The sequence below is a fragment of the Gaoshiqia sp. US2 genome, assembly GCF_059705485.1.
Genome location: NZ_AP048550.1, coordinates 4,913,243 through 4,926,824, shown reverse-complemented (window position 1 = coordinate 4,926,824; position 13,582 = coordinate 4,913,243). Strand labels below are relative to the sequence as shown.

Annotated in this window: 11 protein-coding genes; 10 read left to right on the top strand and 1 reads right to left on the bottom strand. The window is 46.4% G+C overall.

Annotation, left to right across the window (positions count from 1 at the left end):
* Window positions 1-8: 8 nt before the first annotated feature.
* The 3 genes from AC6H3C_RS19670 (at window position 9) to fmt (ending at window position 2,940) form a co-directional block, all read left to right on the top strand.
* Window positions 9-1,064 (top strand): VOC family protein, encoded by a 1,056-nt coding sequence (locus tag AC6H3C_RS19670; protein WP_497521284.1) that lies wholly within the window; start codon window positions 9-11, stop codon window positions 1,062-1,064.
* Window positions 1,065-1,279: 215 nt separating this feature from the next.
* Entirely contained in the window at window positions 1,280-1,867 is a 588-nt protein-coding gene (locus tag AC6H3C_RS19665) for a hypothetical protein (protein WP_497517225.1), read from the top strand.
* Window positions 1,868-1,977: 110 nt separating this feature from the next.
* The gene (gene fmt / locus AC6H3C_RS19660; RefSeq protein ID WP_497517224.1) at window positions 1,978-2,940 is read left to right on the top strand and encodes a methionyl-tRNA formyltransferase; all 963 of its coding nucleotides are present in this window, start codon (window positions 1,978-1,980) and stop codon (window positions 2,938-2,940) included.
* Window positions 2,941-2,952: 12 nt separating this feature from the next.
* Here fmt and AC6H3C_RS19655 read toward each other — a convergent pair whose 3' ends face one another.
* A complete protein-coding gene (locus tag AC6H3C_RS19655) occupies window positions 2,953-3,903 on the bottom strand; it encodes a glycoside hydrolase family 73 protein (protein ID WP_497517223.1) in 951 nt (316 codons plus the stop codon).
* A gap of 97 nt (window positions 3,904-4,000) precedes the next feature.
* On the opposite strand from AC6H3C_RS19655, the gene AC6H3C_RS19650 reads away from it, so the two are divergent.
* The 7 genes from AC6H3C_RS19650 (at window position 4,001) to AC6H3C_RS19620 (ending at window position 13,563) form a co-directional block, all read left to right on the top strand.
* Window positions 4,001-4,492: a cytidine deaminase gene (locus AC6H3C_RS19650; RefSeq protein ID WP_497517222.1), complete on the top strand. Its 492-nt coding sequence runs from the start codon at window positions 4,001-4,003 to the stop codon at window positions 4,490-4,492.
* A 26-nt stretch (window positions 4,493-4,518) separates the two neighbouring features.
* A complete protein-coding gene (locus AC6H3C_RS19645) occupies window positions 4,519-5,121 on the top strand; it encodes an RNA polymerase sigma-70 factor (RefSeq protein WP_497517220.1) in 603 nt (200 codons plus the stop codon).
* Window positions 5,122-5,208: 87 nt separating this feature from the next.
* Entirely contained in the window at window positions 5,209-6,201 is a 993-nt protein-coding gene (locus tag AC6H3C_RS19640) for a FecR family protein (protein WP_497517219.1), read from the top strand.
* 118 nt (window positions 6,202-6,319) lie between these two features.
* Complete coding sequence (locus AC6H3C_RS19635) at window positions 6,320-9,685, top strand: SusC/RagA family TonB-linked outer membrane protein (protein ID WP_497517218.1); 3,366 nt, start codon at window positions 6,320-6,322, stop codon at window positions 9,683-9,685.
* A gap of 20 nt (window positions 9,686-9,705) precedes the next feature.
* The gene (locus AC6H3C_RS19630) at window positions 9,706-11,325 is read left to right on the top strand and encodes a RagB/SusD family nutrient uptake outer membrane protein (protein ID WP_497517217.1); all 1,620 of its coding nucleotides are present in this window, start codon (window positions 9,706-9,708) and stop codon (window positions 11,323-11,325) included.
* A 30-nt stretch (window positions 11,326-11,355) separates the two neighbouring features.
* Window positions 11,356-12,297 (top strand): glycoside hydrolase family 18, encoded by a 942-nt coding sequence (locus AC6H3C_RS19625; RefSeq protein WP_497517216.1) that lies wholly within the window; start codon window positions 11,356-11,358, stop codon window positions 12,295-12,297.
* A gap of 42 nt (window positions 12,298-12,339) precedes the next feature.
* A complete protein-coding gene (locus AC6H3C_RS19620; protein ID WP_497517215.1) occupies window positions 12,340-13,563 on the top strand; it encodes a BT_3987 domain-containing protein in 1,224 nt (407 codons plus the stop codon).
* Window positions 13,564-13,582 lie beyond the last annotated feature (19 nt).

Genomic DNA, 13,582 nt, shown 5'->3' with positions numbered 1-13,582 from the left:
GTATGGATATGGAAAAGAATATTTGCGGTATTCAGCAAATCGGAATCGGCGTAGCAGATGCCGGGGAGGCATGGAAATGGTATCGTGGCGCCTTTGGTATGGATATCAATGTGTTTGAAGACACGGCTACCGCGAAACTCATGTTGCCGTACACCAACGGTAAAGAGTGCAGGCGCTACGCGGCGCTGGCCATGAATATGGAAGGCGGCGGCGGTTTCGAAATCTGGCAACATACCGATATGCTTTCCAAACCTCCTGTTTTTAACGTGCAATTGGGCGATTGCGGCATATACATCTGTAAAATGAAATCCCGGAACATCAGGCAGGCGTTTGACGGACACCAGGCCAAAGGCCTGGATATCATCGGGACATTATGCCACGACCCGCAGGGTCGGTTACATTATTACCTACGCGATCCGTACAACAACATTTTTGAAATTACCGAAGACTCATCCTTTTACAGGAAACAAAAATCGCTGACCGGAGGTGTGGCCGGAGCGGTGATCGGGGTTTCTGACCTGGATGAAGCTAAAAAAGTATATACTGATATTCTTCAGTATGATCAGGTTGTTTTTGATGAAACCGGTCGGTTTGATGATTTTGCTGCCTTACCCGGCGGAAATGAAACCTATCGGCGGGTTTTGCTGAAACACCAACCCCGGACCGGGCCATTCAGTAAATTGCTTGGCCCCACCCAAATTGAACTGGTCCAGCCGCTCGATCGTCGTCCGAAGAAGATCTACCAGGACCGGATCTGGGGCGAACTGGGTTACATCCACATTTGCTTCGATATCATCGGGATGGACTTTCTAAAGCAGGAATGTGAGCAGAAAGGCTTCCCGTTCACCGTAAACAGCGCCGATAGTTTCGATATGGGTTCTGCTGCCGGCCATTTTTCGTACATCTCCGATCCCGACGGCACCCCCATTGAGTTTGTTGAAACACACAAACTTCCAATCATTGGGAAACTGGGGTGGTACATGAAATTAAAAGGGAGAGACCCGAAAAAATCGCTTCCGAACTGGATGATTAACACCCTGCAGTTTAGCCGGGTTAAAGATTAAGGTATTCGGGATCTATGGTTCGGCAACTGTACATTATTCCATCCTGTCTTTCAACCGGCTCATTGTACCGGTTGGCCGGGTTATGGCGTAAAAACTTGTTCGCCGGTAGGCGCAGGCTTAGTTTGTTTAATATTTTTTTAAACTTTTTAGCAAAACAATTGATTAGTTTTGTGCTTAATTAACCTGTTTTAATCGCTGTTTAAAATTCGTAGGCAATGAAAAAGTTAATTCCCTTTGCGCTTTTTTTTGGGCTTGTTAACTTGTGTCTGGCCCAGGAAAAGACAAAAGAAAAGCTACCCGAAGAACAAATCCAGGTGAACAAAGAGTTTGATGAAAACGGCAACCTGATTCGTTTCGATTCAACTTATGTATGGAGTTGGTCTTCAGACTCAGCTAATTCGAACACGTTTAATCTGGATGCTATCCGCAGGGAAATGGAGAACCTGTTTGACGGCGGTTTCCAAAATTTCTTTTCCGATTCAGTTTTTGGAGGACAAAGCCCGTTCACCAGGATGCCTGATTTTTTCCGAAGCCCCGGATTCGATTCAATGAGCCCGTTTGGTCAATGGTTTAATGACAGCACGTTAAACATGATGCCCGATTCATCTTCTTTTTTTAACTTCGACAGCTTTCGCGAAGATATGATGAAACAGTTTGGCAACTTTGCACAGCCCGACTCCATGCCGTTTCAACTTAGAGAGCTGCCGGACATGCAAAATTTTGATTATCTTTTTGGTCCCGGACACTACGAACGCCTGAAAAAGGAGTTTGACCAGTTCAAACAGCAAAAACCGGAGAAGTAAGCCGGTGCTTTTTTAAACTCCTTCAAGCCGCAATAACCAATTATCCAATTACAAGCTGATGTTTTTGGTTTTCGGCCAAGACAGGTATCTTTGCCTAAAAAGCAGAATTTATGACCGGAAAAGACTTACGGATTGTTTTTATGGGTACGCCCGATTTCGCGGTGGCCAGTTTACAGGCCCTGGTTGAGAATGGCTATCAGGTGGTTGGGGTGATTACGGCTCCCGATAAACCGGCCGGACGCGGGCGGCAGGTGCAGGAATCGGCTGTGAAAAAATATGCCGCCGAAAAAGGTTTGCACATCATGCAGCCTGAAAAACTAAAGAATCCCGATTTTATCAGGGAGTTGGAGGATTTGCATACCGATTTGCAGGTGGTGGTCGCTTTCAGGATGTTGCCCGAGGCGGTTTGGCGTATGCCCCGCCAGGGAACCTTCAACCTGCACGGGTCGCTGCTGCCTCAGTATCGTGGCGCTGCACCCCTGAACTGGGCCATTATCAACGGCGAAAAAGAAACCGGGGTCACCACCTTCCTGCTATCTCACGAAATTGATACAGGAGCTATTCTATTCCGGGAAAAAATAGCCATTGCCGATAATGATACGGTAGGCGATATTCACGACCGGTTGATGGAAATTGGCGCCGGGCTGGTCGTAAAAACGGTAGATGCACTGGCTGCGGGGGATTATTCGCCCGTCGAACAGCACGAAGTTGAGATCAATGAGCTGAAACCGGCCCCGAAAATTTTCAAGGAAGATTGCCGCATCAACTGGTTGAAACCCGGGCAACAAGTATGTAACTTAATCCGGGGGCTTTCGCCTTATCCGGCCGCCTGGACCGAACTGACTGATGAAACCGGACAAGCTCTGACGCTGAAAATTTTTGCAGCTACCTTTGAGCCCGGACCCCCCTCCACTGCGGGAACGATCCGGTCTGACGGGAAAACATTCCTGAAAATTGCAGCCGCCGATGGTTGGCTGAACCTGACGGATTTACAACTGGCCGGTAAAAAGCGGATGAACACGATCGATTTCTTAAGGGGATTTCACCGGATTGAGCACCACACTGTAAAATGAAGAAGATCCTTTTTAATTTTGAGGTTTTCTGCTTCTCAGGTAAATCACCGTGCCTTCGCGTGGTTCGGTATTCGGGCTCATCCGGTTCATTCGGTATAAATTTTTAAGTTTGATCCCGTATCGTTGCGAAATAAAGTGCATGCTGTCGTCGTACTCAAAAACATGGACATTGTTGTTTTTATGCGCCTTATTTCGTTTTGGTTCGATGTAGAGAATCTCGTTCTCGTACAACCTTCTGTTTTTCGGGAAGTCGTTATACTGATAGATCTCCCAGGTTTTCATATTTAGTTCTTCGGCTATCTTGCTGATGCTGTCACCGTTTTTAACGACAATTGATTTAAGCCCGTTTCGCAAAACAATTTTTCGTGATTCGTAAGGGTTGATCAGCGGGCCACCCCCGTTTGTCCCGGTCGATCCGTTGTTGTTGCTGATGCGGGCCAGTTGCCGGCCGTCGATCACCTGGTCGTAGATGTACAGCTTGTATTCTTCAATAATCCGGATCAGGCGTTCGGCATAATGGGGGTTTGTGGCATATCCCGCCTTTTTTAAGCCGTGGGCCCACCCTTTATAGTCGGTAATCTCCAGTTTAAATAAAGCGCTATAGCGTGGGTTGGCCGACAAAAAGTTACTGTGGTCTACAAACGATTCTTCCACGGTTTTATAACTCCGGAAGCACTCATTCCGCATATCATCATCGTGGTAAACACGTTTGCCTGTCCAGTCGCTTTTACATTTAATGCCAAAGTGGTTATTCGATTTTCGGCTGAGTTCGCTATTCCCGTCGGCCGACTCGAGACAAGCCTGTGCCAGCTTGATACTGGCCGGAATGCCGGTACGCTGCATTTCATGAACTGCCAGAGTGCGATAAGTTTGTATGTATTCTTCGCGGCTGTATTGGCGTTGTGAAAAACTACTGATGAAAATTATGCTGAGGAAAAAGCTTGCAAAAATCTTTCTGATCATAACGATATAAATTTAGACAAAAATAAGAATTACCCTGAAATAGCCTAATCTGGTGAAAGTGCATTTTAAAATGTACTTTTGGGAAAAGACTTATTTTATGAAAACAAAAGAAATCAAAATTCTTATTCATCAATACAGTCGCCTTGAAGAGTTAATAACAAACGATCGTGAATTAATTCTGGCTGCCCGTGAAATTGCCCAAAAAGCCTATGCTCCATACTCTGGTTTTAAGGTAGGAGCGGCGCTCCGGATGGACGATGGCAGCATCGTTGTCGGAAATAACCAGGAGAATGCCTCATCGCCAATCGGCACCTGCGCCGAGCGCTCAGCGTTATTTTGGGCAAATTCCAATTTCCCGGAAAAAGCGGTCGTGGCTATCGCCGTCACAGCAATCGACCAACGTGGTGAGCGGGCTAAAAATTTAAGTCCGTGCGGGGCCTGTCGTCAGGCCATGCTTGAAACGCAGTCGCGCTTTGAAAAACCCATCCGTATTTTGCTCGAAAGCCGCGAACTGATTGAAGAACTGACGAATGTTGAAAGTTTGTTGCCTCTTAGCTTTAACGGGAATTCGTTGAAAGCCGGCGTTTAGACAAAATTCAAAAGAGGCACTCATCAATGGACAGTAACCTGACCTATATTACCCGAAAACTTCGGGAAGGGGACGACGATACCTACGTTTTCCTGTTTCGTAAATATTATGTGCCGCTTTGCTCGTATGCCCGGCGTTACGTGGTGCGTAAGGACGTGGCCGAGGAAATAGTCTCGGATACTTTTTTCAACATCTGGCGAAACCGGGCAACGCTCGAAATCCGGTCGTCGGTGAAAGGATACCTGTTTCATGCCGTTTGCAACAATTCGCTAAACTACCTCCGAAAACTGAAGAAAGAGGAAAATCTCGACCACTTTTTTAAAGAGAATGCTGCGGAAAACAGTCATTTTATCCTTACTTCCGAAGAACTTCCTTTCGACAGCCTGATGCTGAAAGATTTGTCAAAAACCATTGATGAGGCAGTTGCCTCGCTTCCGCCACAGCAACAAACCGTATTCAGGCTGAAACGCTACGAAGGCAAAAAGAACGGAGAAATCGCTGACATGATGGGCCTTTCAGTAAAAACGGTTGAAATGCACTTATCGAAAGCATTACTGTCGCTTCGTAAAAACCTGAAAGATTATTTGCCCGAATTTCTTCTTTTTCTGTTCCTCAACAGCATTTTCTAAGGCGTAAAATCGGAAACTGATTTTTTTTACTCCCCGATACAGGGTTTTTGCCTGTTTTTGCATCATCACTATTGAATACTCATGATTATGCATACAGAACAGAACATCCATCAGTTGATTATTCGCGTGTTTGCCGAAGAAGCAAATGCCGAAGAAAGACAAATAGTTGCCAACTGGCTGATCGGAGAAGCAGGAACTCAAAAATTATTTAACGAGCTGAAAGAAATCTGGCTAAGTTCAGGAATTGAACACAACCCGGACCACTACGAGATCGAAAAGGCAATTCAAAAATTCCTGCAAAAAACGTCTCTCCTGAACGAAAGGGGAGCCCGGGAAAACCGGATCTACCAATTTGCCCGTTACGCTGCAATTTTGTTGCTGGCCCTGATGATTCCCGCCGCTTACTTTTGGGGAACGAAATCAAGGGTTGACACCGATACGCTGACGACCATCACATGCGATTTGGGTGATAAAACGGCCGTTGTGCTGCCCGATAGTTCCCGCGTATTTCTGAATTCGGGAAGTAAGCTCACCTTCAATAATAACTTTAAAAACGGATCCCGTCAGGTGATGTTAGACGGCGAAGCCTATTTCTCGGTGCGTAAAGATCCGCGGAATCCTTTCCGGGTGAACACTTCTGCCATCGATATTGAAGTTCTTGGTACGGATTTCAACCTGAGAGCCTATGCTGGTGAGCCGACAACGGCAGCTACTTTGGTTAGCGGGAGCCTGAAAGTTACCGGCGACAACAAATCGACGATCATCGAACCCAACCAAAAGCTGGTTTTCGATAAAGAAAGCCGGCAAATGCATGTCGTTGAGCTTGCCGACCTGTCGCCTGATACCGAATGGAAAGACGGACGGCTGGTTTTCCGTAACCAATCGTTGGAAGAGTTGGAACACGGGTTGGAGCGATGGTTTGATGTGGAGATTGAGTTTGCCGACGAGCAGGTAAAAACCCGTCACTTTACCGGAACCGTGGAACGTGAAAGTATATTGGAAGTCATATCTTATTTTGAACGGTCGAAATATGTGGCTTGCCGGATCAAAGACAATGTAATTACCTTTTATACAAAATGATAAAACAAACATGCCTATGAATTGATTGACTCGTAAAAAGGAAGAAAGGGAAGTGCGACCAACACCCCCCTTTCTGAAAAATTAAACCAAAGTTTAACTTTAGAAACTATCCAAATTTATGAAAATTAATCTAATTAAACTGCCTGACTCTTGTGCCGGGCAATTAAAAAAAATCTATTTAGTCATGAAACTGAGCTGGCTATTGATTTTGACAATCTGTCTGCATTCCACCGCTTCGGTTTGGTCGCAAACCACCAGTATATCGTTGAGCAAGAGCAATACTACGCTTCAGGAGTTGTTTATTGCCATTGAGAACCAAACCGGTTACCGTTTTTTTTATAACAACGATGATGTGGATGTTTCACAAAAAGTGACCGTGAATGTTTCCGGTAAACCCATTGGCGATATTCTGAACCAGGCCTTTAAAGATTTACCATATACCTTTAAAGAGATGGAAAACCGGTTAATCCTGATTGAACGTCAGGCTGTAAAACCGGGAACTCCTTCGTTCCAGCAACTGAGAACAGTAAGCGGTAAAGTAACCGATTCGGCCGGAGCTCCTATACCGGGAGCCGCGGTGGTGATCAAAGGAACAACCAACGGGACGATCACCGATATGGACGGGAATTATTCTCTCCGGCAAGTGCCTGATAACGCGGTCCTGTTGTTTTCGTTTGTAGGGATGAAACCGCAGGAAGTACCCGTTCGTGACAGGTCTACCATCGTTGTGGTGATGGAAGAAGAAATGGTTGGTATCAGCGAGGTAGTGGTCACAGCCCTCGGTATCGAGCGGGAATCGAAAACACTTTCGTATCATGTTCAGAAGATTGATGCCCAAGAGATTGTCGCGGTGAAGGATGCCAGTTTTGTAAACAGTCTGACCGGCAAAGTGGCAGGGGTTACCATCAACAGCAGTTCTTCGGGAGTAGGGGGTTCATCGCGTGTGATTATGCGCGGTGTTAAATCAATCTCAGGAAATAACAATGCGTTGTATGTGATCGACGGTATTCCGATGCCGAATCTGTCGGGAGGGCAACCCGATGATATTTTTTCCGGTGCAGGTCAAACCGGCGATGGCGTGTCGAACATCAATCCCGACGATATTGAAAGTATTTCGGTGCTTAGCGGTCCGTCGGCAGCTGCCTTGTATGGTAGTTCGGCCTCAAACGGCGTTGTTTTAATCACGACTAAAAAAGGGCAAAAGGAGAAATTATCGGTAACACTGGCCAACACAACCCTGTTTTCGTCGCCATTGATTTTACCTAAGTTTCAGAACACCTATGGTCAGATAGAACCGGGCAGTTATTATAGTTGGGGCGAAAAACTATCAAGCCCGTCAACCTACAAACCTTCCGATTTTTTCCAGACAGGCGTCAATTTATCTAATTCAGTCAGCTTGTCTACCGGTTCGGAGCACAACCAAACCTATGTGTCGTTCGGAACAGTAAATTCTCAGGGCATTATTCACAATAACAACTACGATCGTTATAATTTCTCTGTCAGGAATACATCTGTTTTTTTCAACGATAAGATGACGATGGATCTGGGCTTTATGACCAGCAGCGTGAGAGAACAGAATATGATTTCACAGGGTCAATACTTTAACCCGCTGGTTGCCGTGTACCTGTTTCCTCCGGGCGACGATTTCTCGAAAGTGGAAATCTACGAGCGCTACGATGCATCGCGTAATTTCAAGACCCAGTTCTGGCCCTATGGCGACCAGGGTTTATCAATACAGAACCCGTATTGGGTGACCGAGCGGGATAAGTTTATCAACCACAAAGAGCGCTACATGACCAATGCAACGCTTAAGTACGAGTTTGCCGATTGGGTGAACCTCTCGGGTAGGGTTAAAATGGACCGGAACAACGACCGGTATGAGAAAAAGTTCAGCGCTTCTACCAATATCTTATTTGCATCGGAAAACGGGTATTATTCGCTTAATGGAACCGAAACCCGGCAACTATACGGTGAGGCTTTGTTAAGTATTAATAAATATTTCTACGATCAAACCCTGGGGCTGGTTGCCAATATTGGTTCGAGTATCGAAGATATTCTGCACAATCAGGACATGTACGGGGGAAAACTTCACGGCGTCGCCAATTTGTTTACCTATTCCAATGTGAACACTTCTACCTCCGAATCATCGCAAAGCGGGTACCGCAAACAAAAACAATCGGTTTTTGCCAGTGCACAATTAGGTTACAAGAGTTTGGCCTATCTCGATTTGACAGCCCGTAACGATTGGGCTTCTACGTTGGCCGAATCGGATACCAAATCTTTTTTCTATTCGACTATCGGCCTTTCGGGAATCATAACAGACATACTTGACATCGGTACCGATATCATGCCATTTATGAAACTGCGTGTTTCTTATTCGGAAGTGGGTAACGAACCGGATTTATTTCTGACGATTCCTACCTATGCCGTTGCCAGCGGTTATCCGCAAACACAAACCCGGATGCCTAACACCGACCTGAAGCCTGAACGTACAAAATCGTGGGAGACCGGTGTGAATTTTGTTTTCTTTAAAAATAAACTGAAACTGGATGCTACGGCCTATGAATCCAGTACTTACAATCAGTTTTTTGAGCCCACGCTGTCATCTTCTTCCGGTTATACCAGCGTGATTGTGAACGCGGGACGGATCGACAATAAAGGGGTGGAGGTTTCGGCCAGGTTCAGCGATAAATTTGGCAAGCTTGATTACAGTTCATACCTGATTTATTCACTCAACCGGAATAAAATTGTAGAACTATTGCCGGGCTGGACCAACCCGGTAACCGGCGAAGTAATCTCATTGTCGGAACTGGATATGGGCGGTACCGGAAGTTATAAGATGGTTCTTAAAGAGGGCGGATCGATGGGGGCCATTTACGTCAATACGCTTCGGGTCGATGAACACGGAGCAATTTATGTCCACCCCTCCGATCAGGTGGTGGTAGCCGACGCGAATAATTTTGTTTACGCGGGAAACAGTAATTCAAAGTATAATATAGGCTGGGGAAATAATTTAAGCTGGAAGGGCGTTTCACTCGGATTTTTATTTACTGCGCGGGTTGGCGGCATTGTCGTCTCCAATACGCAGGCGATCCTGGATGCGTTTGGCGTATCAGAAGCCTCGGCTGAGGCGCGCGATGCCGGCGGGGCCCTGGTCAACGGAAGGCCCATCCCGGCCAAAGATTATTATCAAACGGTAGGCGGAGGTGCATCGGGGGGAATTGGCTCCATGTATTGTTACAGCGCCACCAATGTGAGGCTGGGCGAGATGACCCTGGGATACAACGTGCCCGTGAAAAGATGGTATAAATGGGTGAAAGAACTTCATGTCTCTCTGGTTGGCCGCAACTTGTTTTTCCTTTATAACAAGGCGCCTTACGATCCGGAGTTGACAGCGAATACCGGAACTTACTTTCAAGGTGTTGATTACTTCATGTCTCCAAGCCTTCGAAATATCGGGTTCTCTGTTAAAGTTCAATTTTAATAATCTAATTGAGAATAATTATGAAGGTGAATAATATATTTTCGTGGAAAAAGTTGCCTCTGCTTTTTGCAACACTGATGTTACTTAGCCCTGGCTGTACGGATTCTTTCGATGATTACAATACCAACCAGCACGAGGCCACAGAAGAGATGATGGCGCGCGATAACCTGAAGACAGGCGCGTTTTTCACTCAAATGCAGCGAAATGTTGTTTTGTTTAAAGACGGAACCAATCTAAGCAGCGATTATCAGGTTGCTCAGGGTCTTACCAGCGACCTTTATTCCGGATACATCGCTCCAACCGGAACCTGGTATAGCGGGGTTCATAACGGCTCGTATTATTTTATCACAAACTGGATTGAAAAAACCTTTACTTCCGGTTTTTCGAGCGTTATGCCTGCATGGCAATCCATTGTGGAAGTAGCTACCGAACAGAAACTTCCCGAGATATCGGCTTTGGCTACTGTTGTTAAGGTTGCAGCCATGCACCGCGTAGCAGATGCCTACGGTCCGATACCTTACCTGAATTATGGCAGCGGCTCGTTACAGAATAATTATGACGGGCTGGAAGATGTTTATGCGAGGTTTTTCGAAGAACTCGACGATGCCATCGACGTGTTGACCAACTATGTGGCGGGAAATCCTTCGTCCCGGATTCTTCAGAAATATGATCTTGTTTACGGAGGCGATGCAACGAAATGGGTCAAGTTTGCCAATACGCTTCGTCTGCGTTTAGCCATGCGGGTGGTTTATGCCAATCCGACGCTGGCCCAAACAGAAGCAGAAAAATCCATCACTAACGCAATCGGTGTTATTACCGCAACAAATGAACGAGCCGCCTTACAACGCTCTTCAAACCTGGTTTATTACCATCCGTTGTACGATATCGCCTACAATTTCAATGAAGGGGAAGCCCGCATGAGCGCTTCGATGGATGCCTATATGAACGGGTACAGCGATCCCCGCTTGCCGGCCTATTTTAAACCGGCAGCAGCCGACGGCGCTTATCATGGCGTTCGCTTAGGTATTTCTACCTCGGTTTGGACCCGCTATGTCGGCGATAACATCTCCAATCTGAATGTGAACGAAAGCTCGACGGCAATTGTCTGGATGACCGCAGCCGAATCTTATTTTCTTCGCGCGGAGGGCGCTTTGCGTGGCTGGTCGATGGGAGGAACTGCTCAGGAGCTTTATGAAAACGGGATTGCTGTTTCATTCGAAGAAAACAGCGTGTCGGGAGCGGCAAATTATATAGCCAATGCCGTAAATGCCCCGATTCCGTTTACCGACAATGCCGAAGGATCAAGTTTTAGCGCGCCCGCGCCAAGCGACATCACGATTGCCTGGAACGAGAGCGAACCCGTTGAACGGAACCTCGAACGGATTATCACTCAAAAGTGGATCGCCTTGTACCCCGATGGCCCGGAAGGATGGGCTGAGTTCCGGCGTACCGGCTATCCAAAACTCATTCCTGTTGTTTCGAACAACAGTAACGGCGCCATTGATACCAATGTCCAGGTCCGCCGAATCCCTTTTCCCCAGTCAGAGTACAATAATAACACGGCAGGCGTGCAGGTTGGTGTTTCCAAATTGGGAGGCCAGGATACGGGTGGAACGAAACTTTGGTGGGATAAAAAATAATTCGGTGTTTCATGCTAAAATTTAAATACAATGAAAATGAAAATATTAGGTTTATTGATACTCATCTCATCAATATTTGTTGTTGCAAGTTGTGAAACGGATATTGAAGCTTTGGAGATTCAAAAGCTGAAAACATACGACGAACAGTATTATGAGAATCTACGGGTTTTCAAGAAAAGCGACCACGAGATAAGTTATGCTTACTACGAAGCATGGTCGCCATTGGAAGGTGTAGAGGGGTATAAAGATCCGGCATCCTGGGGAGAGCGTTTCCTGGGGTTGCCCGATAGTATCGACATCGTAAACCTTTGGATGGGCATACCTACTCCGGATACTCATCCGATCGCATACCAGGACATGAAATTTTGCCAGGAAAAAAAAGGGATACGCTTTGTCATGCATGGAGATGCTTCCCATTACAGACATAAATTTAAGGTGGATGGCGTAGATTATGATATGTCGCAAACCGGTTTAACCGACGAAGCGCTTGTCGCCTATGCTAAGTTCATCGTAAATAGCGTGGTCGATGGGGAACTGGATGGTGTGGACATCGACTGGGAAGGCTGGAGCGGCGCTGATTTGGAACGGCTAATAACCGAACTTGGTAAATATTTCGGCCCTCAAGGCGAGGATCCTGAGAAACTGCTTATTGTGGACTTTTTTAATAGTCGTCCTCCATTGAGCATAATTCCTTACTGCGACTATTTTGTCAGCCAATCCTACAGTAATCAAACCGGAGGGATTTATCACCCTCAAAATTTCCCTTACGAGAAGATGATTTATTGTGAGTCGTTTGGCGTTTTTTATGCTGATGGAGGCAAGCTTCTTGATTATGCAAGATGGGAACCGGCAAACGGGCACAAAGGCGGTTGCGGCGTATTTTTCTTAGGGAGAAATTATTATTCTTCATCCGGCATACCTTATAACGAATTTCGGAAGGCTATTCAGATCATGAATCCAGCTGTTAAATAAATACATGCCGAATTATTCAAGAACGATAAAACTAAGTTGAACATGAAGACAAAAATATATTTAAAACTGACCCTTCTCGTTACAACTGGCATGTTTCTGTTGGCCGGTTGTACCTCAAAAGGAGACGATTTCGACTATGGCAAAGAAGTGATCCTGGTAACAGGAACCGACAGCAATCCGCTGGTCAGGTTTGTCGTTGAAGACACGCCGGCTTCCTATACGGTTACCGCTTCGGCAACCGGTAAGGTTTCGGAGGATGTGATCGTAAAATTTGCCCAGGACAATTCGTTGATCGAGGCCTACAATGCCAGGAATAAAACCAGTTTTTATGCTATCCCGGGGTCGGCTATACAGATTGACGGGAACCAGGGAATTATTAAAGCAGGAACGGCATCGTCTACCGGCATTACGGTACGTATTGTATCGACCGAAGATTTTAAAGATGGCCGCACCTATGTGATTCCCATTACCATCGAGAGCGTCAGCGGGGGGAGTATGGAGGTACTGCCCGCGTCGAAAACCATCTTTTTACGCGTATCCCGCATCATTAACTTTCATTCGCTGGATATGACCAATACCTATTTCTACGGGAATTATTATGCGAATACGCCGATCGATCTTCCCATGTATACCTACGAAATAAAATGCTATGTCAACCAGTGGCACCCCGGAAACGAACCCATCAGCCGGGTAAGTAATTTTGCGCCGATTGACGAGTCGGTGACCAACCTGCTTCGGTTTGGCGAAAACGGTCAGGACGTAAACTCCCTGCAATGGGTATCTCCGGGCGGAGGACTCATCTCGTCAACCCGCTTCAACACCGGTCAATGGTATACCATTTCGCTCACATTCGACGGCAGCAAATATGTCATGTATGTTGACGGAATTAAAGATGCAGAACTTGCAGGAACCAAAGGAACTACTTTCCAGCGGCTGGAGCTGGGCATGTCGTGGTACGACAGCGGAAACCCGGGCTCGTCTTACCCTTACAGACAACGGTTTCTGGGACGTATCGCCGAAATCCGCCTGTGGAACCGCCCCTTGTCGACCAGCGAACTGCAAATCGGCCTTTGTGGTGTCGATCCCGAATCGGAAGGCCTGGTGGCTTACTGGAAACTGAATGAAGGCGAAGGCCATATTTTCCGCGACGCAACCGGAAACGGATTTGATATGGATTGGAGCAAAGCCTGGCAAAACGAAATACAGTACAACAAAAGCGGTTACGTCAGGTGGTTGTTTGATGATAAGAATAAGTGCAGTCAATAGTAAAAATTGTAAAGAATTA